This is a genomic window from Streptomyces sp. Q2, from assembly GCF_056820935.1.
In genome coordinates this window covers 1-22427 of record NZ_JBXEJE010000071.1, presented here as the reverse complement: position 1 = coordinate 22427, position 22427 = coordinate 1, and the positions used below count along the sequence as shown (strand labels likewise).

20 protein-coding genes are annotated in these 22427 nt (G+C 72.7%); 12 read left to right on the top strand and 8 right to left on the bottom strand.

Annotated elements, in window-relative coordinates:
* The first annotated feature begins 14 nt into the window (after positions 1 to 14).
* The 3 genes from ACWBNA_RS45075 to ACWBNA_RS45065 are packed head-to-tail and all read left to right on the top strand — an operon-like array spanning position 15 to position 2640.
* Entirely contained in the window at positions 15 to 797 is a 783-nt protein-coding gene (locus ACWBNA_RS45075; RefSeq protein ID WP_482710404.1) for an SDR family oxidoreductase, read from the top strand.
* Positions 798 to 823: 26 nt separating this feature from the next.
* Complete coding sequence (locus ACWBNA_RS45070) at positions 824 to 1459, top strand: TetR/AcrR family transcriptional regulator (RefSeq protein ID WP_482710403.1); 636 nt, start codon at positions 824 to 826, stop codon at positions 1457 to 1459.
* Between the two features lie 23 nt (positions 1460 to 1482).
* Positions 1483 to 2640, top strand: a complete 1158-nt coding sequence (locus ACWBNA_RS45065) for an acetyl-CoA C-acetyltransferase (protein ID WP_482710402.1) — start codon at positions 1483 to 1485, stop codon at positions 2638 to 2640.
* Positions 2641 to 2840: 200 nt separating this feature from the next.
* Here the strand turns inward: ACWBNA_RS45065 and ACWBNA_RS45060 are convergent, their stop codons facing one another.
* The 4 genes from ACWBNA_RS45060 to ACWBNA_RS45045 are packed head-to-tail and all read right to left on the bottom strand — an operon-like array spanning position 2841 to position 6233.
* The gene (locus ACWBNA_RS45060; RefSeq protein WP_482710401.1) at positions 2841 to 3890 is read right to left on the bottom strand and encodes an NAD(P)H-dependent flavin oxidoreductase; all 1050 of its coding nucleotides are present in this window, start codon (positions 3888 to 3890) and stop codon (positions 2841 to 2843) included.
* A complete protein-coding gene (locus tag ACWBNA_RS45055; protein WP_482710400.1) occupies positions 3890 to 4633 on the bottom strand; it encodes a CoA-transferase subunit beta in 744 nt (247 codons plus the stop codon). The genes ACWBNA_RS45060 and ACWBNA_RS45055 overlap by 1 nt, the downstream gene beginning before the upstream one ends.
* A complete protein-coding gene (locus ACWBNA_RS45050; protein WP_482710399.1) occupies positions 4630 to 5475 on the bottom strand; it encodes a CoA transferase subunit A in 846 nt (281 codons plus the stop codon). Before ACWBNA_RS45050 ends, ACWBNA_RS45055 begins: the two co-directional genes overlap by 4 nt.
* The gene (locus ACWBNA_RS45045) at positions 5472 to 6233 is read right to left on the bottom strand and encodes an enoyl-CoA hydratase family protein (RefSeq protein WP_482710398.1); all 762 of its coding nucleotides are present in this window, start codon (positions 6231 to 6233) and stop codon (positions 5472 to 5474) included. Before ACWBNA_RS45045 ends, ACWBNA_RS45050 begins: the two co-directional genes overlap by 4 nt.
* A 54-nt stretch (positions 6234 to 6287) precedes the next feature.
* On the opposite strand from ACWBNA_RS45045, the gene ACWBNA_RS45040 reads away from it, so the two are divergent.
* Positions 6288 to 7043 carry an SDR family oxidoreductase gene (locus tag ACWBNA_RS45040; protein WP_482710397.1) on the top strand — a complete coding sequence of 252 codons (756 nt, stop codon included), beginning with the start codon at positions 6288 to 6290 and terminating at the stop codon, positions 7041 to 7043.
* Positions 7040 to 7954 carry an SDR family oxidoreductase gene (locus ACWBNA_RS45035; protein WP_482710396.1) on the top strand — a complete coding sequence of 305 codons (915 nt, stop codon included), beginning with the start codon at positions 7040 to 7042 and terminating at the stop codon, positions 7952 to 7954. Before ACWBNA_RS45040 ends, ACWBNA_RS45035 begins: the two co-directional genes overlap by 4 nt.
* A gap of 1202 nt (positions 7955 to 9156) precedes the next feature.
* Here ACWBNA_RS45035 and ACWBNA_RS45030 read toward each other — a convergent pair.
* Both ACWBNA_RS45030 and ACWBNA_RS45025 read right to left on the bottom strand, forming a co-directional pair.
* Positions 9157 to 9861 (bottom strand): response regulator, encoded by a 705-nt coding sequence (locus ACWBNA_RS45030; protein ID WP_482710410.1) that lies wholly within the window; start codon positions 9859 to 9861, stop codon positions 9157 to 9159.
* Complete coding sequence (locus ACWBNA_RS45025) at positions 9846 to 11147, bottom strand: sensor histidine kinase (protein WP_482710395.1); 1302 nt, start codon at positions 11145 to 11147, stop codon at positions 9846 to 9848. Before ACWBNA_RS45025 ends, ACWBNA_RS45030 begins: the two co-directional genes overlap by 16 nt.
* 263 nt (positions 11148 to 11410) lie before the next feature.
* On the opposite strand from ACWBNA_RS45025, the gene ACWBNA_RS45020 reads away from it, so the two are divergent.
* Together ACWBNA_RS45020 and ACWBNA_RS45015 are read left to right on the top strand one after the other, a co-directional pair.
* Positions 11411 to 12139 carry an ABC transporter ATP-binding protein gene (locus tag ACWBNA_RS45020; RefSeq protein WP_482710394.1) on the top strand — a complete coding sequence of 243 codons (729 nt, stop codon included), beginning with the start codon at positions 11411 to 11413 and terminating at the stop codon, positions 12137 to 12139.
* On the top strand, positions 12136 to 14517 hold the full coding sequence (locus ACWBNA_RS45015) for an ABC transporter permease (protein WP_482710393.1): 2382 nt from the start codon (positions 12136 to 12138) through the stop codon (positions 14515 to 14517). Before ACWBNA_RS45020 ends, ACWBNA_RS45015 begins: the two co-directional genes overlap by 4 nt.
* A gap of 68 nt (positions 14518 to 14585) precedes the next feature.
* Here ACWBNA_RS45015 and ACWBNA_RS45010 read toward each other — a convergent pair whose 3' ends face one another.
* Positions 14586 to 15467, bottom strand: coding sequence for a hypothetical protein (locus ACWBNA_RS45010; protein WP_482710392.1), 882 nt, complete (start codon positions 15465 to 15467; stop codon positions 14586 to 14588).
* 96 nt (positions 15468 to 15563) lie between these two features.
* Between ACWBNA_RS45010 and ACWBNA_RS45005 the strand changes: the two genes are divergently transcribed.
* Positions 15564 to 16010, top strand: a complete 447-nt coding sequence (locus ACWBNA_RS45005; protein WP_482710391.1) for a GNAT family N-acetyltransferase — start codon at positions 15564 to 15566, stop codon at positions 16008 to 16010.
* Here ACWBNA_RS45005 and ACWBNA_RS45000 read toward each other — a convergent pair.
* Positions 15997 to 17748 carry a glycoside hydrolase family 35 protein gene (locus ACWBNA_RS45000; protein WP_482710390.1) on the bottom strand — a complete coding sequence of 584 codons (1752 nt, stop codon included), beginning with the start codon at positions 17746 to 17748 and terminating at the stop codon, positions 15997 to 15999. The genes ACWBNA_RS45005 and ACWBNA_RS45000 overlap by 14 nt on opposite strands.
* A gap of 90 nt (positions 17749 to 17838) precedes the next feature.
* Here ACWBNA_RS45000 and ACWBNA_RS44995 point away from each other — a divergent pair, with 90 nt between their 5' ends.
* From ACWBNA_RS44995 to pepN, 4 genes are all read left to right on the top strand, one after another.
* Entirely contained in the window at positions 17839 to 18729 is an 891-nt protein-coding gene (locus ACWBNA_RS44995; protein WP_482710389.1) for a helix-turn-helix domain-containing protein, read from the top strand.
* An 11-nt stretch (positions 18730 to 18740) separates the two neighbouring features.
* On the top strand, positions 18741 to 19091 hold the full coding sequence (locus ACWBNA_RS44990; protein ID WP_482710388.1) for a chorismate mutase: 351 nt from the start codon (positions 18741 to 18743) through the stop codon (positions 19089 to 19091).
* A 140-nt stretch (positions 19092 to 19231) separates the two neighbouring features.
* Positions 19232 to 19783: a response regulator gene (locus ACWBNA_RS44985; protein WP_482710387.1), complete on the top strand. Its 552-nt coding sequence runs from the start codon at positions 19232 to 19234 to the stop codon at positions 19781 to 19783.
* 56 nt (positions 19784 to 19839) lie between these two features.
* The gene (gene pepN, locus ACWBNA_RS44980; RefSeq protein ID WP_482710386.1) at positions 19840 to 22341 is read left to right on the top strand and encodes an aminopeptidase N; all 2502 of its coding nucleotides are present in this window, start codon (positions 19840 to 19842) and stop codon (positions 22339 to 22341) included.
* The last annotated feature ends 86 nt before the right edge of the window (positions 22342 to 22427 follow it).

The following is a 22427-nucleotide window of genomic DNA, read 5'->3' as shown; positions in this document are numbered from 1 at the left end:
GTTAGCGTGCTGTCATGACGAACGTCGAGGCTCCCGCGTACGTTCCCGGGCACGGCCTGCTCGGCGGGCGCACGGCCGTCATCACCGCGGCGGCCGGCGCGGGGATCGGCGGGGCGACCGCGCGCCGCTTCCTGGAGGAAGGGGCGCGCGTGCTGATCAGCGACGCGCACACGCGGCGACTGAAGGAGCACGAGAGCGAGCTGAGCCGCCAATTCCCGGGGGCGGTGGCGGCGCTTGCCTGCGATGTCACCGACGAGGCACAGGTGCGGGCCCTGTTCGACGCCGCCGTACAGGAGCACGGACGACTGGACGTCGTCGTCAACAACGCTGGCCTCGGCGGGACTTCGCCGCTCGTCGACATGACCGACGAGCAGTGGTCGACGGTGCTGGACGTGACCTTGAACGGCACGTTCCGGTGCCTGAGAGCAGCCCTTCGCCTCATGAGAGACACCGGAGGCGTGATCGTCAACAACGCCTCCGTGGTCGGCTGGCGCGCCCAGGCCGGGCAGGCGCACTACGCCGCCGCCAAGGCTGGAGTGATGGCACTGACCCGATGCGCGGCGGTCGAGGCGGCCGCGTACGGAGTGCGGGTCAACGCCGTGGCACCGAGCCTCGCCATGCATCCGCACCTGGTGAAGGTGACCACCCCCGAACTGCTGGAGGAGCTGACCTCGCGCGAGGCCTTCGGGCGGTACGCCGAGCCCTGGGAGGTGGCCAACGTGATCGTGTTCCTGGCGTCGGACTACTCCTCGTACATGACGGGAGAGGTCGTCCCGGTCAGCAGCCAGCACGCCTGAGGACCGGAGCAGACCACAATGGACCCGTGCCGACCAAGAAGAAGCCCCAGGTGACCGCCACAGAGCCCGCCGCGGCTACCGCCGCCCGCGACCGCCGCCGCGAACTCCTCGACACCGCCGCCGAGGTCTTCGCCGAGCAGGGCTACAACGCCACCACCGTCCGCAAGATCGCGGACCACGCGGGCATGCTCGCGGGCAGCCTCTACTACCACTTCGACTCCAAGGAGTCGATGCTCGAAGAGATCCTGCGGACCTTCCTCGACGAGCTGTGGGACGGCTACGACACCGTCCTGGAAGGCGAGTCGGGGCCGCGCGAGACCCTCGAAGCCCTGGTCACCGAGTCGTTCCGGGAGATCGACCGGCACCGCGCCGCCGTCGCGATCTACCAGAAGGAGAGCAGACAGCTCGTCACGCAGGACCGGTTCGCGTTCCTCGCCGAGTCGCAGCGCAGGTTCGAGAAGGCGTGGCTGTCCACGCTGGAACGCGGGGTCGCCGCCGAGGTGTTCCGGGCCGACCTCGACGTCCGCCTCACCTACCGGTTCGTGCGCGACACCGTGTGGGTCGCCGCGTCCTGGTACCGGCCCGGCGGACAGCACAGCCCGGAGGAGATCGCCCGGCAGTACCTGTCGATGGTGCTGGACGGGATCGCCGTACGCGAATAGCCCCCATCTGTGAGGGAGTTGCCATGGCCGAGGCCTACATCGTCGAAGCGGTCCGCACGCCCGTCGGGCGGCGCGGGGGAGGACTGAGCGGGGTCCACCCGGCCGATCTCGGCGCACACGTGCTGAAGGCACTGGTCGCGCGCTCCGGTGTCGACCCGGCCGCGGTCGAGGACGTCGTCTTCGGCTGCCTGGACGCCGTGGGCCCGCAGGCCGGGGACATCGCGCGGACCTGCTGGCTGGCGGCCGGGCTGCCCGAGGAGGTGCCGGGGGTGACGGTGGACCGGCAGTGCGGCTCCTCGCAGCAGGCGGTGCACTTCGCCGCGCAGGCCGTGCTGTCCGGGACGCAGGACCTCGTCGTCGCCGGCGGTGTGCAGAACATGTCGCAGATACCGATCGCCTTCGCGACCCGGCAGGCCGCCGAGCCCCTGGGCTTCACGGAGGGTCCCTTCGCGGGCAGCGAGGGCTGGCGGGCGCGGTACGGGGACCGGGCGGTGAACCAGTTCGCCGGCGCCGAGATGATCGCCGCCAAGTGGGCCATCAGCAGGCAGGACCAGGAGGAGTTCGCGCTGCGGTCGCACCGGCGGGCCCTGCGGGCCGTCGACGAGGGACGCTTCGAGCGGGAGATCGTGGCCTACGGCCAGGCCGCCGTCGACGAGGGCCCACGCCGGGACACCTCGCTGGAGAAGATGGCCGCGCTGAAGCCGGTCATCGACGGCGGCACGGTCACCGCGGCCTGCTCCTCGCAGGTCTCCGACGGCGCGGCCGCCATGCTGCTCGCCTCACAGCGGGCGGTGCACGAGCACGGGCTGCGTCCCCGCGCGCGCGTGCACCACCTCTCCGTGCGCGGCGAGGACCCCATCCGCATGCTGACCGCGCCCATCCCGGCCACCGCCCACGCCCTGAAGAAGACCGGCCTGTCCCTCGACGACATCGACCTCGTCGAGATCAACGAGGCCTTCGCCCCGGTCGTCCTGGCCTGGATGAAGGAGACCGGCGCCGACCCCGACAAGGTCAACGTCAACGGCGGTGCGATCGCTCTCGGCCATCCGCTGGGCGCGACGGGCGTCAAGCTGATGACGACCCTGCTGCACGAACTGGAGCGCACCGGAGGCCGGTTCGGCCTGCAGACCATGTGCGAGGGCGGCGGTCAGGCGAATGTCACGATCATCGAGCGGCTCTGAGGAGGGCGGCTCTGCGGAGAGCGGCCACCGGGAGAGCGGCGCGGGCCCGGCCGCCCACGCCGGCGGACGGAATCCGGCGCAGGCTCCCGAAGCCTGGCAGCCCCTGGGGCCGAGCAGTGCGAGGGAGCCGTCCGGGGGTCGTGCCCATGGGCGAGGGCGGCGGGAAGGCCAACGTGACGATCATCGAGAGGCTGTGACCCTCACGGGGACGTCCGCAGCCGTTCCCGTACCTCCTCCGCCTCCTTCATGATCCGTTCCACCAGCTCCGCGCACGACGGCAGGTCGTCGATCACCCCGGCGACCTGCCCCGCGGCCATGACTCCGAGATCCGTACGGCCGTCCACCATCGCCGACCTCAGCAGCATCGGCGTGTTCGCGGCGAGCAGGACCTGGCTCCAGGTCAGGTCCTTGCCGTGCTTCATGGCGAGCCCGTCGCGGACCAGCCGGCGCCAGGTCAGTCCGGACAGCTCGCGGAAGCCCGCCGCTCTTCGCACGGCCTGGAGCAGGGCCCGCGTGCGGCCGGCGTGCTCCAGGGCCTCGACCAGTTCCGTACGGAGCATGCGGTGCGGCAGGCCGTCGACCGCCCGCGTCACCGTCACGTCCCGGACCGTCGCCGCCAGATAGCGCGCCTTCACCGCGTCCGGCACCGTCGAGTCCGAGGTGAGCAGGAACCGTGTGCCCATGGCGACGCCCGCCGCGCCGTAGGCCAGCGCCGCGACCAGGCCCCGCCCGTCGTGGAAACCGCCCGCCGCCACGACCGGTATGTCGACGGCGTCCACCACCTGCGGCAACAGCACGGTCGTCGCCACCTCTCCGGTGTGCCCGCCGCCCTCGCCGCCCTGCACGATCACCGCGTCCGCGCCCCACGCCGCGACCTTCTCGGCATGCCGCCGGGCGCCCACGGAGGGAATGACGACGACGCCCGCCGCCTTGAGCTCGGCGATCAGCTCGGGGGAGGGCGCGAGGGCGAAGGACGCGACCCGTACGCCCTCGTCGACGATGATCCGTACCCGGTCGCCTGCGTCCCCGGCGTCCGCGCGCAGATTCACCCCGAACGGCTGGTCCGTACGGGACTTGACCTCCCGTACGGCGTCCCGCAGCCGGTCGAGGGTCATCGTCGCGGAGGCCAGGATGCCGAGCGCGCCCGCGTCTGCCGACGCGGAGACCAGACGGGGGCCCGCCACCCAGCCCATGCCGGTCTGCACGAGCGGATGCCGGACGCCGACCAGTCGGGTGAGGGCGGTCTCCATCAGCCGGCCTCCCGGTCCGGCACCTCACGGGTGCGGGCGCTCTCCGGGTCGATCACCTCGCGGATCAACTCCAGTTCACGGGGCGTCGGTTCACGGGTGTACGGCACCTCGTCCGGCACGGTCAGTTCGAAGCCGGTGGCCTGTCCGACCTGGTCCACGGTGACGCCCGGGTGCAGCGAGGCCAGCCGCATCGAGTGGTCGGGGGTGGCGAAGTCGAAGACACCGAGGTCGGTGACGACCCGGGGGAGGCGGTGGAAGCGGGCCGTTACCGGATGCTCGGCGGCACGGTCGTATCCCACCCCGCACACCATGTCGACGCGCTCGACGAAGACCCGCCGGGAGTGCCGCGGGATCCAGTAACTGGTCGGGTTGTTCAGGGTGTTGACCGGGGCTCCCCGCACCCCGAGCAGCTGCCGCTTCGGCCGCGCCCAGTCGCCGACGCAGGAGATGTTCTGGTTGCCGTAGCGGTCGATCTGGCTCGCGCCCATCATCACGTGCCGCCGCCCGCCGGTGACCAGGGTGAGGTGTTGGCGGTAGGGCAGCCAGCCCTCGACGGTGCCGTCCGGGGCGACGAGCGTGGCTTCGCCGTCGGTCAGCAGCAGGTCGGGGGCGAAGGTGCGCTTGGCGAGGCGGGCGCCGACGGAGGGGATCAGGCCCATGGGGCTCGCCAGGATCTCGCCCGCGTCCCGCCAGGCCTCGGCACAGGCGATCACGCAGTACTCGGCACGGGTGACGGCGGTCATGTCCCCTCCCTGATTTCCCCGACTGCCTTCTGGTAGGCGTGCTCCTCCCCGTCGAGGAACCGCGCCGCGAACTGAGCCCACGGCGTGGTGGCGTACCGCTTCTGGAACGCCTCGTCCCGGCCGTAGTCGGGGGCGCAGGACGTGAAGTGGGCGCCGTTCGGGGCCTCGACGACGCCCGTGACCGTGTGGCGTTTGATCAGCAGTGTCTGGGGGGCGGCTTCCTTCGTCAGCTCGGCCGTGTCCACGATCCGCTCGCACGACACGTACGCCGCGTCGGCCGCCTCGCAGAACAGGTCGTCGAAGTACGGGTCCGGGCCGAGGTACTGGCCGTTGCCCAGCCGGTCCGCGCGGTTCATGTGGACGAGGGCCGCGTCCAGGCGCAGCGCGGGCATGGCCACGAACGTCTCCCCGTCCTCGTAGGGCGAAGTGACCGTCCGTAAGCCGGGGTTGACCCGCATCACGTCCGAGCCGAGACCGGCCCGCACCGGCAGGAACGGCAGGCGGTTGGCGGCCGCGTGCAGCCCCCACATGAACATCGCCTCGTCGATCTCCATCAGCTCGAAGCCGCCCCGCTCGCGTGCCGTCCGGTAGTGGGGTTCCAGGGGGATCGAGTCGAGGGTCACGAAGGCGGTGACGAGCTTGCGGATCCGTCCGGCGGCGGCGAGCAGGCCGACGTCCGGGCCGCCGTACGAGACGACGGTGAGGTCGCTGATGCCGGTGCGGAGCAGGGCTCGTACCAGTGCCATCGGTTTGCGGCGTGAGCCCCAGCCGCCGATGCCGAGGGTCATTCCGCTCTCCAGGCGGCCGACGGCCTCCTGGGCCGACATGGTCTTGTCGCTCATCGGGCGGCCTCCTTGCCGAAGGAGTCGCGGACCCGGCCGGCGACCCCGCTGAGGTTGGCCTCGTAGGTGAAGCCCTGTTCGAAGCGGTAGCCGCGGCGCACGTCGACGGGGTCGATGCCGTTGATGGCCGCCTTGGCCAGCCGGATGAGGTGGCCGTCCTTGGCGGCGATCTCGCGGGCCAGATCGAGGGCTGCTTCGCGTAGTTGCGTGCGCGGGACGACCCGCCACACCGAGCCGTGCGCGTGCAGCTCGGCCGCGGTCGCGGTGCGCGAGGTGTAGTACAGGGCGCGCATCAGGTGCTGCGGGACCAGCCGGGACAGGTGGGTGGCCGCGCCGAGCGCGCCGCGGTCCAGCTCGGGCAGGCCGAAGACCGCGTCCTCGCTCGCCACGATCGCGTCCGCGTTCCCCACCAGGCCGATCCCGCCGCCCAGACAGAAGCCCTGTACGGCCGCGACGACCGGCACCTCGCACTCGTACACCGCCGCGAACGCCTCGAAACAGCCGCGGTTCGCGCCGATCAGCGCCTGCGGCCCCTGCGCCTGTATCTCCTTGATGTCCACACCCGCGTTGAAACCGCGCCCCTCGGCGGTCAGCACCACGCACCGGATCCGGGGGTCCCGGCCGGCCGCGCGGACGGCGTCGGCCAGTGCGAACCAGCCCTGCACCGGCAGGGCGTTCACCGGCGGGAAGTCGACCGTGACGACGGCTATGCCAGAGGTTTCGGGCCCTTTTTCCGGGGACGAGGTGGAGACACCCATGGACGCATCAGCTACCTTTCCACCAAACGTTTGTTAGGTGAAGGGTAGCGGCGAATGGAGCTGAACGGGAAGGTCGCGGTAGTCACCGGCGGTACCCGCGGCGTCGGCGCCGGCATCGCGTGGGCCTTGGCGGAGGTGGGTGCGGAGGTCGTGGTCTGCGCGCGCCGGCCGCCGGAAGTCCCGGTGCCGAAGACCAGGTTCGTCCCGCTGGACGTCCGGGACGGCGAGTCCGTACGGCGGTTCTTCGCCGAGTTGCCCCGTGTCGATGTCCTGGTCAACAACGCCGGCGGCGCCCCGTACCGCCCGCTCGCGCGGGCCGAGCCCGAACGGCACCGGCGCGTCGTCGAGTTGAACCTCCTCGCCCCGCTGACCGTGTCCCTCGCCGCGTACGACCACCTCAAGCGTGCCCGGGGCTCGATCGTGATGATCGGCAGTGTCAGCGGCAGCCGCCCCTCGCCCGGCACGGCGGCGTACGGGGCGGCCAAGGCCGGCCTGGAACACCTGGCCCGCTCGATGGCCGTCGAATGGGCGCCGGAGATCCGGGTGAACACTCTCGTCGTCGGCATGGTCCGCACCGAGCTGTCCCACCTCCACTACGGCGGGCCCGACGGCATCGCCGCCGTCGCCCGCACCGTCCCCGTGGGCCGGCTGGCCGAACCCTCCGACGTCGGCGCCGCCGCGGTCTTCCTCGCGTCCGACGCCGCCGCGTACGTCAGCGGCGCCTCACTGCTCGTCCACGGGGGCGGGGAGCGTCCCGCCTTCCTCGATGCCGCAACCGCCGGCAACCGTCGACAAGGAGAGCCGAGATGAGTGCACGGCCGCTGTGCGAGGGACGCGTCGTCATCGTCACGGGCGCCGGCCGCGGGCTCGGTCGCGCGCACGCCCTGGCGTACGCCGCCGAGGGCGCCCGGATCGTCGTCAACGACCTCGGCGTCGGCCTCGACGGCACGCCGGGTGCCGACAACCCGGCCCGTCGAGTCGCCGACGAGATCCGCGCGGCCGGCGGTGACGCGACAGCCCACGGCGGCGACATCGCCACGACCGAGGGCGCGGCCTCCCTCATACGCGCCGCCCTGGACACGTACGGCCGTCTCGACACCCTCGTCAACAACGCCGGGTTCCTGCGCGACCGCATGCTGGTCAACCTCGACGAGGACGACTGGGACGCGGTCGTACGCGTTCATCTGAAGGGGCACTTCCTGCCGCTCAAGCACGCGGCGGCGCACTGGCGGGCGGAGGCGAAGGCGGGGCGGGCGCCGGTGGCGAGGGTCGTCAACACCAGCAGCGGAGCGGGGTTGTCGGGGTCGGTCGGACAGGGGAACTACAGCGCCGCGAAGGCCGGCATCGTCGGGCTGACGCTGGTCGCGGCGGCGGAGTTGGGCCGGTACGGCGTGCAGGTCAACGCGATCGCCCCGGCCGCCCGGACCCGGATGACGCAGGAAACCTTCGCGGAGGCGATGGCGACCCCCGCGGGCGGCTTCGACGCGATGGCCCCCGAGAACGTGTCGCCGCTGGTGGTGTGGCTCGGCTCGCCCGCGAGCGCGGGCGTCACCGGCCGGGTCTTCGAGGCCGAGGGCGGCCGGATCACCGTCATGGAGGGCTGGCGCCCGGGGCCGAGCGCCGACCGGGGCGCACGGTGGACACCGTCCGAGGCGGGAGACGCGACGCTGAAACTCCTGGCCGAGGCGGAGGTTCCGGGGGCGGTGTACGGGGCGGGGTAGGGCCGCCGGAGCCGGGTGGGGCAGGGCAGGTCGGGACAGCCGCCCGGGAGCACCCCGATGGAGCGGCTGGGCGCGGACGGCCCCGGCTGCGCGGCGGCTCGGACGGCCCGGCACCCCCGGCAGGACGCCGCGCGTCCGCACCGCGTCCTGTCGCCCGTCTCCCACGCCGGCGCTCATGGCCGACGCATCACGGCCCGTCGGTGGTCGGCCCAGGGGCGGCTGCGGCCCGGTTCCGCCGTGTGTCCGGCGTCGTCCGTCCCTCGTCGGGTTTCCCGGCGCCACCGGCTTCGGCGGCTCGGTCGTCGTGACTGGGTTCGGCGGCCGGGTGGTCGTCATGGCCGGCGCATCACGGCCCGTCGGTGGTCGGCCCAGGGGCGGCTGCGGCCCGGTTCCGCCGTGTGTCCGGCGTCGTCCGTCCCTCGTCGGGTTTCCCGGCGCCACCGGCTTCGGCGGCTCGGTCGTCGTGACTGGGTTCGGCGGCCGGGTGGTCGTCATGGCCGGCGCATCACGGCCCGTCGGTGGTCGGCCCAGGGGCGGCTGCGGCCCGGTTCCGCCGTGTGTCCGGCGTCGTCCGTCCCTCGTCGGGTTTCCCGGCGCCACCGGCTTCGGCGGCTCGGTCGTCGTGACTGGGTTCGGCGGCCGGGTGGTCGTCATGGCCGGCGCATCACGGCCCGTCGGTGGTCGGCCCAGGGGCGGCTGCGGCCCGGTTCCGCCGTGTGTCCGGCGTCGTCCGTCCCTCGTCGGGTTTCCCGGCGCCACCGGCTTCGGCGGCTCGGTCGTCGTGACTGGGTTCGGCGGCCGGGTGGTCGTCATGGCCGGCGCATCACGGCCCGTCGGTGGTCGGCCCAGGGGCGGCTGCGGCCCGGTTCCGCCGTGTGTCCGGCGTCGTCCGTCCCTCGTCGGGTTTCCCGGCGCCACCGGCTTCGGCGGCTCGGTCGTCGTGACTGGGTTCGGCGGCCGGGTGGTCGTCATGGCCGGCGCATCACGGCCCGTCGGTGGTCGGCCCAGGGGCGGCTGCGGCCCGGTTCCGCCGTGTGTCCGGCGTCGTCCGTCCCTCGTCGGGTTTCCCGGCGCCACCGGCTTCGGCGGCTCGGTCGTCGTGACTGGGTTCGGCGGCCGGGCGGTCGTCACGGCCGAACGCCTCACGGCCAGTCGGTCGTCGGCCCAGGGTGCGGAAGCCCGGCCCTACCGCGTGCCCCGCGTCAACCGCTCCCCGTCGGATCCCCGGGCGCCACCAGCCCCGTCTCGTACGCGAGGACGACCGCCTGGACGCGGTCGCGGAGGTCCAGTTTCGACAGGATGCGGCCGATGTGGGTCTTGACCGTGGTGGGGCTGAGGAACAGCCGGTCGGCGAGTTCGGCGTTGCTCAGGCCCGTCGCGAGGAGCCGCAGTACCTCCAGCTCGCGGGGGGTGAGGTCGGACAGGTCGCGGGGGAGGGTGGCCGGCCGGGCCTCCTCGCGGTGGGCGAAGCGTTCGATCAGGCGGCGGGTGATGGCGGGAGCGAGCAGGGCGTCGCCGGACTGCACGAGGCGTACGGCGGCCACCAGATGTTCGGGGGTGACATCCTTGAGCAGGAAGCCGCTGGCCCCGGCGGTGAGCGCTGCGTAGACGTAGTGGTCGAGGTCGTAGGTGGTCAGGATGATGACGCGCAGGCCGGCCGGGTCACTGTCGGCGAGGATGCGCCGGGTGGCCTCGATGCCGTCCATCCGGGGCATCCGGATGTCCATGAGGACCACGTCGGGCCGGGTGCGCCGGACCGCGGCGACCGCCTCCGCCCCGTCGGCCGCCTCGGCCGTCACCTCGATGCCGTCCGCTGCCAGGATCATCCCGAAACCGGTCCGTACGAGTGCCTGGTCGTCGGCGATGACGGCGCGCAGCGCCGGCGGCCGGTTCACGCCGCCCGCCAGGGGATCCGGGCCGTGATCCGGTAGCCGCCGGCGAGGGTGGGGCCTGCCGTCAGCTCACCGCCGTAGACCGCGAGGCGTTCACGCAGCCCGATCAGCCCGCGGCCGTTGCCGTCCACGGACGAGGAGTCGCGGACGGCGCCGGTGTCGGTGACCTCGATCTCCAGAGTGTCGCCGGTGTAGCCGATCGTGACGCCGGCGTCGGCGCCGGGCGCGTGCTTGATCGTGTTGGTCAGCGCCTCCTGCACCACGCGGTACGCCGCCAGATCCACCCCGGGCGGCAGCGGCTGCGGTGGCAGTGACACGGCGACGCCCACCGGGGTTCCGGCGGCGCGCACCCGCTCGATCAGCGCGTCGAGCTGCCCGAGGCCGGGCTGCGGCTCCAGACCGTCGACGGGAGTGTCGGTGCCGCCGAGGTCCGGGGCCGCCAACAGGCCCATCACATGGCGCAGTTCGGCCATCGCGGCCCTGCCGCCGGCCTCCACCGCCAGCAGCGCTTCCTTGGACCGCTCCGGTGCCGCGTCCATCACCTTGCGGGCCGCCCCCGCCTGGATGACCATCACGCTCACATTGTGGGTCACCACGTCGTGCAACTCGGCGGCGATCCGCGCCCGTTCCTCCTCGACCGCCCGGCGCATGTCCTCCTCCTGAGCCCGCTGCAGCTCGGCGAACCGGTCGCGGCCGGCTGCCAGGCGCCGCTGCCAGAACCGGACCGTCCCGGCCAGCACCCCGGCGGCCAGCAGCACGACCACGGGACTCGACCACCCCGGCAGGATCGGATCCGTCTGCCGGAACGCCAAGCCGGCCGGCACGGCGGCGACGACCAGACAGGCCGGCGCCAGTGTCCGGTACCGACTGTGCTTCACCGCGCTGTAGGCGCCGATGACACAGGTCAGCACGGTGATCCAGGTGGCACGGTCCCCGATGCCCAGCGCCGCTACCAGCACCATCGCGAACACGGCCAGCGGATACCGGCGCCGGGCCGCGAGCGGCAGCGCCGACAGCAGCACGAGCGGCCAGGGCGGAGCGGAGATCTCGTCCTCCACGACCGGTGTCCCAGGCGTCGGTGGATAGGGCGGGATGGGCACCCCGTACTCGTCCCTCGGCACGACGAACGCCGGTCCGTCACCGGGGTACCGCGCCGCCACGACCAGCGCCACCACCGTCAGGACGACCGCCAGCACCACGTCGGCGCGCATCGCGCGCCGTGACAGCGGGGCGCCCTTCGCCTCCGGCCGCAGCGCGTCACGCAGTTGCCGGCGCCACCCGGGCCGCTCCTCCGTGTCCATCGGCTCATTGTGTGGCCGATGCGCGCAGGCCGCGTCCGCCTGGACGACCAGGTCGGCCAAGGCGCCGTCCCGCAGGCGTACTTCGCAGGGATGACCCCGCGCACGGGTCCTCCGCGGGGAGGGCCGCATGTCGGTGCCGCGGCCGACGCGCTCGACGAGGCCCCGCCCCTAGGTTCGCCGGGACCCCGACACCTTCGCGGGGACCCCGACACCTTCGCCGGGACCCGACCGGGCACGAGCGACCGTAAGGACGGACGACTCCCATGACCTCCCTGGCACCGACGACTCCCCTGGCCCCCACGACCCACGTGATCGAACTGGCGGGCGTGGCCAAACGCTACGACAGCGCCGGCGCACCCGTCCTCGGACCGCTCGACCTCGCGGTCGCGCAGGGCGAGGCCCTCGCCGTCACGGGCCCCTCCGGCAGCGGCAAGTCCACGCTGCTGAACCTCGTCGCCGGCCTGGACCGGCCGACCGAGGGCACGGTGACCGTCGCCGGGCGGCGTATCGACCACCTGAGCGAGCACGCCCTGGCCCGCTACCGCCGTGAACGGATCGGCATGGTCTTCCAGTTCTTCAACCTGCTCGACGACCTCACCGTCGCCGACAACATCCAGCTCCCTGCCCAGTTGACCGGCACCACGCGCCGCCAGGCCACAAGCCGCGCCGGCGAGCTCATGGAACTGCTCGGCATCCAGAAGCACGCCCACGCCTACCCGGGCCGCCTGTCCGGCGGCGAACGCCAACGGGTCGCGGTCGCCCGCGCCCTGGTCAACCGGCCCGCGCTGCTGCTCGCCGACGAGCCGACCGGAGCCCTCGACACCGCGTCGGGCCAGGACGTACGGGACCTGCTGGTCGATCTGCACCGCGGCGGCCAGACCATCGTGCTGGTCACCCACGACCTCGCGCTGGCCCGGGCCTGCGCGAGCCGCACGATCCACCTGGTGGACGGCCATCTCGCCCTCGACACCACGGTGGAGGCCGTCCGATGAGCGGTTTCGGTGGCGGGGCGCTCGCCCGGGTCGTCCGCTCCGGGGTGGGCCGGCGGCGGGTGCAGACCGTGGTGATCGCCGTGGCGTTGATGATGGCCGTGGCCTCGGCCGTGGTCGCCGGATCGCTGATGGTCGCCGCGGACGCGCCCTTCGACAAGGCCTTCGCCCGCCAGAGCGGTGCCCACATCACCGCGGAGTACGACCCGGCGAAGGCGACCACGGCACAGCTCGAGGCCACCGGCCGCCTGGACGGCGTCACCGCGACCGCGGGACCGTACCCCGTCACGACGATCCGCGCCGTGGACGAGCGCGGCGGCCACCTGCAACCGCCCCTCACCCTGGCCGGGCGGTCCGCCCCGCACGCCGACGTGGACGACCTGGACCTGTCCTCGGGCCGTTGGGCGAGGAAGCCGGGGGAGATCGTCCTCACCGCTCAGGTCGCCGGCCCCGCCTTCGAGCTCGGCACGAAACTGAGGACCTCGGACGCCGCCGACGCCCCCACCCTGACCGTCGTCGGCGTCGCCGTCTCGGCCGCCCGGACCGCCGATGCCTGGGCGACCCCCGCCCAGGTCACGGCACTGGCCTCGAAGGACACCCCGGTCGCCGACCAGATGCTCTACCGCCTCGACTCCGCCGACACCAGCGGCCAGATCGCCGCCGCCCGCAAGAAGCTCACCGTCGCCGTACCAGAAGGGGCGCTCCTCGGCACCCGGTCCTACCTGGACACCAAGCGTGCCGCCGACGCGGGCGCGGCGCCCACCATCCCGTTCCTCATCGCGTTCGGCGTGCTCGGCATCGCGATGTCGCTGATCATCGTCGGCAGTGTGGTCAGCGGCGCGGTCGGCACCAGCCTGCGCAGGATCGGCATCCTGAAGGCCATCGGCTTCACGCCGCGCGAGGTCGTGCGCGCCTACGTCGCCCAGGCACTCATCCCGGCGGCCGTCGGCATCGCCCTCGGCGTCGTCCTCGGAAACCTCCTGGCCGTACCGCTGCTGGACAACACCGAGCAGGTGTACGGCACCGCCTCCCTGACAGTGGCCTGGTGGGTGGACGTCGTCGTACCCGCCGCCGCGCTGCTGGTCGTCGGCATCGCGGCGCTGATCCCCGCGCTGCGGGCCGGACGGCTGCGCACGGTCGAGGCCATCGCGGTCGGCCGCGCGCCCCGCACCGGACGCGGCCAGTGGGCACACCGGGCGGCGGGCCGGCTGCCGCTGCCCCGCGCGGTGACCTACGGCCTCGCCGCACCCTTCGCCCACCCGGTCCGCACCGCCGCCATGCTGCTCGCGGTGGCCTTCGGCACGGTCGCGGCGACCTTCGCGCTGGGCCTGACCTCGTCCCTGAACGCGGTGGGCGAGGCACAGGATCCCGAGAACCGCGCCGCGGTCACCGTCTTCACCGGCGCCGGCGGACCGCCCGTCGCCCACGGACCCGCCCCCGCGGCGGGCACCGCCGAGCTCCCGGCCGCCGCCGACCCGGCACGCGTGCGTGCCGCCATCGAGGCGCAGGCCGGCACGGCCGCCTACTACGGCAAGACCCAGGCGGACGTCACCGTCGGCGGGGTCTCCGGCATCGTCCGGGCCAGCCTTTACCAGGGCGACTCCCGCTCCGGCGCCTACGACATGATCTCCGGCCACTGGATCAGCGGCCGGGGGCAGGTCGTCGTGCCCTCGGGCTTCCTGGAGAAGACCGGCACCGAGGTCGGCGACACCGTACGGGTGACCCACCAGGGACGCGCGCAGACCCTGCGCATCGTCGGCGAGGCCTTCGACACCTCCGACGACAACCTGGAGGTCCACGCGAACCTCGCCGACTTCCCGGCGGCCGAACCCGGCGTGTTCCTCGTCGAGGTGAAGCCGGGCGTCACGGCCACCGACTACGCCCGTAACCTCGCGGCGACGGTCAGGCCCCTGGGCGCCGACGCGAGCGCCAACTCCCCCTCGGGGCAGGACAACATGGTCCTCATCCTGAACGCGATGGCCGCGCTGCTCACGCTCATGCTGGTCTCCGTCGCGGGACTGGGCGTGCTCAACTCCGTGGTCCTCGACACCCGCGAGCGCGTCCACGACCTGGGCGTGTGCAAGGCGCTCGGCATGTCGCCACGCCAGACCGTGGGCCTCGTCCTGGCCTCGGTGGCCGGGATCGGCGTACTTGGCGCACTGCTCGGCGTACCGGCCGGATTCGCCCTGCACGCCTACGTACTGCCGGTCATGGGACACGCGGCGGGCACCGACCTGCCGCCGTCGGTCCTCGACGTGTACGACACCGCGCGGCTGGCGCTGCTGGGGCTGGCCGGCGTCACCATCGCCCTGCTGGGCGCGCTGCTCCCGGCTGGCTGGGCGGCGAGGACCCGCACGGCGACGGCTCTGCGGACCGAGTAGGGGAGCTGTCTCTTGCTGCCTCCTGGTGCCTCCTGCTGTGTCCTGTTGTTTCCGGAGGCACCGGCTCGCTACGTGTCGCACTCCAGCACCGACCTGCACAACGAACACCGGGCCCGCACCCGCCCCCGCACCGGCACCCTGATCCGCTGGTGGCAGGTCGGGCAGGGGAAGGAGACCCGCAGGTGGCCGCCGCTGTCCGGGCTGAAGGTGTAGGGGACGCCCGGCTGGGGACCGGGCGCGTGCCGCCGGTCGCGGACGTAGCGGCGGCGCCCCGCCCAGCCGGCGGCCGTGAGCGGGGGCTGCTGCTCGTCCTCGCGGGCCCTTGCCCTGCCCTTGGCGTACGCCGTGTAGGCCTGCGGGCTGGTGAACCACACCGACGGGTCCTCACCGAAGACCAGGGCACGCTTGGCGAGGACGTAACCGAACTCCTCGGGGGTGAGGTAGCCGAGCTTCTGCGAGGACGAGGCGTCCTCCCGGTACGCGTCGAGGAGCAGCCAGCCGGCACCCAGGTAGGCAGCCGCGGTGTCGGTGAGGATCTCGTTGTCCCGGGTGCCGGGGAACGACAGGTCCAGGCGGTGCAGATAGACGTGCATCACCTCGTGGGCGAGGGCCGCGCCGATGTCCCGGCGGTGGGTGCGGAACCGGTCGTTCAGCTCGACGAAGTACTCCGGACCGGCGGTGAGTTCGACGTTCGCCGCATGCGTCATCTCCCGGAAACTGACGACCATCCGGGCATCCGGCAGCCGATAGTGCCGCACCAGCTCGCGGGCGACCCGCTGCGTCCCCAGATACAGGTCGTCGGTGTCGCAGAACGCCACGTCGACCGGGGGCACGCTGGCCCCGAACGTCTGGATGGTGTCGTACGACAGCCGCCTGTACAGCGCGGTGACCGCGGCCCGCACCGTCTCCAGATGCGGGTAGCCGTGCTCGACCGGTCCGTCGTTCGCCACGCCCGTACCCCCAAGAGGCCGTGAACCCGGTTCCACTCTACGAGGCTCCTGGCGGAAAATCCCTGGTCGGATCCAGCCCCCTGGCATACTCCGGCCGTGACCACCGAACAAGGATCCGAGACCGCCGCCTCCCTGAGCGTGGGCGGCAAGGACGAAACCCTTCAGCAGCGCCTCGACGACGAACTCACCGCCTTCAACGCCGAGGCGACCGGCGCCGGCACCCCGCAGCCGCTCACCGTCCGCCTGGACGACGCCGCCGGCGAACTCGTCGGCGGGCTCACCGCCTGGATCTGGGGCAGTTGCTGTGCCGTCGACATGCTGTGGGTGCGCGCGGACCAGCGGCACGCCGGCTGGGGGAGCCGGCTCATGCGGGCGGCCGAGGCGGAGGCGGTGCGGCGGGGCTGCACCGAGATGATCGTGTCCTCCTTCACCTTCCAGGCGCCCAACTTCTACCGAGGGCTCGGGTTCCGCGAGACGGGCCGCACCGAAGGCATCCCCGGCGGGCACCAGGACGTGCACCTCCACAAGGTCATCGGCTCCTGAGCAGCGGCCCCGGCCCGGCCGGCGCCCCCTCGAACTCCAGCACCCACACCTCGTTCACCCCCTCCCGCAGCACCGGCCCCGGCACGTACAGCGACCGCTGGGGACCCGCCGCCCAGTACCGGCCCAGGTTGAAGCCGTTGATCCACACGAAGCCACGGGTCCAGCCCGGCAGGTCCAGGCAGGCGTCCCCGGCGCCGCGGACCTCGACCGTTGCCCGGTACAGCCCGGGCACCGAGTCGCGGGGGAGCGACTGGAAGGCGATGCCCTCGATGTCGTCCAGGGCGTCCAGGCGCAGCCCGCGCGCGCGTACCCCGTGCAGAAACTGGCGCTCGTGCAGGAGACCACCGGTGACGCCCTTGGGCTCGCCCGTCCGCGGACCGTAATTGACCCTCCCCAGGGACTCCACCCACAGCTCCACGCGCGCGTACCCCGCGACGGGCTCCTCGAGACGGTCGTCGTCCTCGGTGAGCACGCCGGCCCGCTCCCCGTCGACGTACACCACGGCCAGATCCCGCAGCCCGCGCGCGGTCAGCGGATACGGCCGCCGCGGCCCCGGCACCGTCACCTCGTAGCGCACCAGCCCCCGGTCCACGTCCAGCTCCTCGAAGGTCGGGGGCACGGGCCGGACGCGCTCGGGTCCCCCGCGCGCGTCGAGTACGGCCGACAGGGACGCCCAACCGGTCAGACGCACCTCGGCCGGCCCACGCAACGCCGGCGGCGCGGGCGGAGGCGCGGGCGGCGGACCGTCGGCGTACTCGGCGAGGACCTCACGCAGCCGCCAGAACTTCTCCGTGGGCGCGCCGAACTCGTCGACCGGCGCGTCGTAGTCGTACGACGTCACGTCCGGCTCGAGCGGCCCGTCGTGCATCACGCCGCCACCCCGGTTGGCACCCGCCCAGCCCGCGAAACTGGTGCCGCCGTGCGCCATGTACAGGTTGACCGACGCCCCGCACTCCAGGATCTCCCGCAGCGTCGCCGCGGCCTCGACGGGATCCCGTAGGACGTGCTCGCCGCCCCAGTGGTCGAACCACCCGCACCAGAACTCCATGCACATCAACGGCCCGCCCTGCCGCCCGCCCGAGCGGTGCCGGCGCAGCGACTCGAACGCCCCGCGCGCGTCGGAGCCGAAGTTGACCGTGGCGAGCACACCGGGAACCGAACCGCCGCTGAGCATGTGGTCCTCCGGACCGTCCGACGTGCACAGCGGGACCGTCACCCCCTGCGACCGCAGCAGGTCCGCCAGGCGGCCCAGGTAGTCCGCGTCCGAGCCGTAACTGCCGTACTCGTTCTCCACCTGCACCATGACCACCGGGCCGCCCCGGTCGGCCTGCCGGGACACCACCTCCGGCAGCAGCCGCCGAAACCAGTCCTCCACAGGCCGCAGAAAACGCTCGTCACGCGTGCGCAAACGCCCCGTCAGCCAATGCGGCAGCCCGCCGTTCTCCCACTCGGCACAGATGTACGGCCCCGGCCGCACGATCGCCCACAAGCCCGCCTGACGCGCCGCGTCCAGGAACCGGCCCACCGCCTCGACGTCACGGAAGTCACCCGGCGCCGGCTCGTGCAGGTTCCACGGCACGTACGTCTCCACACAGTTCAGGCCCAGCGCCCGCAGCATCGCCAGCCGGTGCCCCCACTGCCCCTCGTGCACCCGGAAGTAGTGCAGCGCACCGGACAACAGCCGCACCGGCCGCCCGTCCAGCAGGAAATCCGTGTCCCCCACGGCGAACTCGCTCATGCGCCCCACCCTCACCCCCTGGCGTCGATCACGTCCATGGACAAAGATCGACGCTGCTTGGACACACGTACGACCGCCGGAGGACCGCGGATGTACCACACCTGGATGCGGTTCCTCACGCCCGGCCCCGCCCACCACCGGCTCGGCCTCGTCTGCCTCGGCGTCGGCCTCCAGTACGGCGCCCTGCCCACCGTCGGCCCCCGCACCCTCGACAGCCACGTCGCCGTCGTCATCAGCGCCGGCAGCGGCTGGTACCTGACCCCCGACGGGCGCCGCACCACCGTCACCGCACCCGCTCTGCTGTGGCTCACCCCGGGCGTCCCGCACCACTACGCACCCGACCCCGGCGCCGGCTGGGACGAGGGCTTCGTCGGCTTCACCGGACCTGCCACCGCCACGTACACCGAACTCGGCTACATCGAACCCGACCGACCCGTCGTGCCTCTCTCGGACGCCACCGGCCCCCGTGCCGTCATCACCCGCATCGCCCGCGCCGCCCGCCGCGACAACCCCCTCCTGGAGGTGGAGACCGGCGCCGCCGTCCACGAACTCCTCGTCGCCCTGCGCCGCGCCCGCGCCGACCTCGCACCCGACGGCGACCACGTCCTCAAGGCCCTCGCCCGCGACGCGTGTCTGCCGCTGTCGGTCGCCGACCACGCCACCCGGCACGGCATGACCACCGCCGAACTGCGCACCGCCGTCCGCCGCGGCGCCGGCTGCAGCCCCAAGGACTACCTGCTCGGCATCCGCCTCGGCCGCGCCAAGGAACTCCTCGCCGCCACCGAACTGCCCGTCGCCGCCGTCGCCCGCCGCGTCGGCTACGACGATCCGGCCTACTTCTCCCGCCTGTTCACCCGCCGCGTCGGCATGGCCCCCGTCCGCTTCCGCGCCCAGGAGAGCCGCGTGGTTCCGGGCGGCTGGAGCAACCAGGTCCCCGACCCCGACGATCCACCCATGATCGACCGCCCCCACGCCACGTAGGCTGATCCGTCATGACCACCCGCAACACCCAGACCCCGGACGTCGACCCCGCCGTCCGCGAGGAACTCGCCCGGCTGCGCGACAGCATCGACAACATCGACGCGGCCGTCGTCCACATGCTCGCCGAACGCTTCAAGTGCACCCAGCAGGTCGGCCACCTCAAGGCCAGACACCAGCTGCCGCCCGCCGACGCGGACCGCGAGGCCCGGCAGATCGAACGCCTGCGCACCCTCGCCGAGAACGCCAAACTCGACCCGGCCTTCGCCGAGAAGTTCCTGAACTTCATCATCGCCGAAGTGATCAGGCACCACGAGCGCATCGCCGAGGACGCCGTCAACGACCCCACGCCCCTGGCGAATTGACCTCCCCGACGCCCCCGAGGACGTGACAGGGAGGCTCCCGAGAGGCATGCTGCGCTGTGCACTCCTTGTCAGCTGACGAGCACGCCCCGTCAGCTCCTCGGACACAAGCTGGTCTGTCCACGAGGGAGGGACGCCGGGCCATGCCGTCGGATGCCAAGATCCTCATCGTCGACGACCACGAGGACACCCTGTACGCCCTGGAAAGCGCCCTGGCCCCGCTGGGCTACCGGCTGGGCCGCGCCACCAGCGGCGACGAAGCCCTCAAACAGGTACTGCGCGGCCTGGTCGGTCTCCTCCTGCTCGACGTGCGCATGCCCGGCGTCAGCGGCCTGGACGTGGTGCGCTACATGCGCCGCGTCGAACAGACCCAGCACATACCCGTCATCCTCCTCACCGGCTTCGGCGCCGACCACGAACTGACCACCACCGCCTTCGCACTCGGCGTCGCCGACCTCGTCATGAAACCCATCGACCCCTGGGCGCTGCGTACCAAGGTCCGCTACCTGTTCGACGCCCACCAACGCCACCTCGCCCTCGAACACGAGGTCCGGGAACTACGCGCCCTCGTCAAGGACCACGGCGAGGCCGACGAACACCCCGACCGCCCCGCACTGCCCCACCCTCACGCCCGCGTTCCCTTCCAGCGCGGCCAGGGGGCGCACACCGGGGAGCTCGAACAGGACCGGACATAGGCCGCGTACCGATCCGCCTCTGTGCCAGGTCAGCGGCATCAGGCAGCATGTCCTGCATGTCCGTACTGACGCGCGACGAAGCGCAGACCCGTGCCAAGCTCCTCGACGTCCACAGCTACACGATCGACCTCGATCTGAGCACCGGCGACGAGACCTTCGACTCCCGCACCGTCATCCGGTTCACCGTCCGCGCGGACCAGGACACCACGGACACCTTCGTCGAGGTCAGGCCCGCCGAACTGCGCGCCGTCACCCTCGACGGACACCCCCTCGACCCGGAAACCCTGGACGAGAACAGGCTGCACCTGAAGAACCTCACCCCCGGCGAGCACGAACTGCGCGTCGACGCGGCGATGCACTACTCCCGCACCGGCGAGGGCATGCACCGCTTCACCGACCCCACCGACGGCGAGACCTACCTCTACACCCAACTCGCCATGGAGGACTGCAAGCGCGTCTTCCCCGCCTTCGACCAGCCCGACCTCAAGGCCGTCTTCGACCTGACCGTCAAAGCCCCCGAAGGCTGGACCGTCCTCGCCAACAGCACCACCGAACACCTCGGCGACGGCCACTGGCGGGCCGCACCCACCCCACCGATCTCCACCTACCTCGTCGCCGTCGCCGCCGGCCCCTGGCACACCGTGCGCACCGAACACCGCGGCCTGCCCTTCGGCATCCACTGCCGCCGCTCCCTCGCCCCCCACCTGGACGCCGACGCCGACGAACTCCTCGACATCACCAAGCAGTGCTACGACCGCTACCACGAGAAGTTCGAAGAGCCCTACCCCTTCGACTCCTACGACCAGGCGTTCGTCCCCGAGTTCAACTTCGGCGCCATGGAGAACCCCGGACTGGTCACCTTCCGCGACGAGTTCGTCTACCGCTCCGCCGTCACCGACACCGAACGCCAGACCCGCGCCATGGTCATCGCCCACGAGATGGCCCACATGTGGTTCGGCGACCTCGTCACCCTCCAGTGGTGGGACGACATCTGGCTCAACGAGTCCTTCGCCGAGTACATGGGCTACCAGACCCTCACCGAAGCCACCCGCTTCACCGACACCTGGACCGACTTCGGCGTCGCCCGCAAGGCCTGGGGCTACGACGCCGACCAGCGCCCCTCCACCCACCCCGTCGCCCCCGACCCGGCCGCCGTCCCCGACACCGCGTCCGCCATGCTCAACTTCGACGGCATCTCCTACGCCAAGGGCGCCTCCGCACTCCGCCAGCTGGTGGCCTGGCTCGGCGAGAAGGACTTCCTCGACGGCATCAACACCCACTTCGCCCGCCACAAGTTCGCCAACGCCACCCTCGCCGACTTCATCGACTCCCTCGCCGCCGGCACCGACCGCGACGTCCACGCCTGGGCCGACACCTGGCTGCGCACCACCGGAGTCGACACCCTCACCCCGCGCGTCACCCCCGGCGACGACGGCACCTGCACCCTCACCGTCGACCACACCGGCAGCCGCCCCCACCGCATCGCCGTCGGCCTCTACGACCAGGACGTCGCCGACGAGGGCCGCCACCTCGTCCTGCGCGACCGCCTCGACCTCGACGTCCCGCACACCACCGCCCGCCCCATCGGCAAACGCCCCGCACTGCTCCTCCTCAACGACGGCGACCTCACCTACGCCAAGGTCCGCTTCGACCCCCGCTCCTTCGAAACCGTCCAGGCGGCCCTCTCCGGCCTGCCCGAACCCCTCACCCGCGCGGTCGTCTGGAACGCCCTCAGGGACGCCGTCCGCGACGGCGAACTTCCCGCCTCCGCCTACCTGGAAGCCGCCCGCACCCACCTCCCGCACGAGACCGACCTCGCCCTCGTACAGGGCGTCCTCGCCTTCGCCGCCGCCCAGGTCACAGACCGCTACCTGAAGCCCGAACAGCGGCCCGCCGCGCTCGCCACCCTCACCGCCCTGTGCCGCGACCTCATCCGCCGCACCGAGGACGGCGACCACCCCGGCCTGCGCCTCATCGCCGTACGCCACTTCATCGACGTCGCCGCCCACCCCGACACCATCGCCGCCTGGCTCGCCGACGGCACCGTCCCCGGCGGCCCCGAACTCGACCCCGAGCTGCGCTGGCGCGTCCTGTCCCGGCTCGCCGTCCTCGGCGCCACCGACGAAGCCGCCATCACGGCCGAACTCGAACGCGACCCCAGCGCCACCGGCCAGGAAGGCGCCGCCCGCTGCCGGGCCGCCCTGCCCGACCAGGAGGCCAAGCAGCGCGCCTGGGAGGCGATGTTCACCGACGACACCCTCTCCAACTACCTGTTCACCGCCACCGCCCAGGGCTTCTGGCAGCCCGAACAGACCGACCTCCTGCAGCAGTACGTCCCCCGCTACTTCCAGGACGCCGTCGCCCTCGCCGACCGCCGCGGCCCCGCCATCGCCGACGCCGCCGGCCGCTGGGCCTTCCCCGTGTACGCCGTCGACCCGCACACCCTCAGCCTGGGCGAGGCCTGCCTCGGCGACGACGACGCCATCCCGTCCCTGCGCCGCAAGCTCGCCGACCAACTCGACGACCTGGCACGCGCCCTGCGGGTACGGGAGGCATAGACCGGACGTACGGGAGGCGCTACCGGACGTACGGGAGGCGCTACCGGACGTCCCGGGAGGCATGAACCGGACGACCCCCGGGGCAC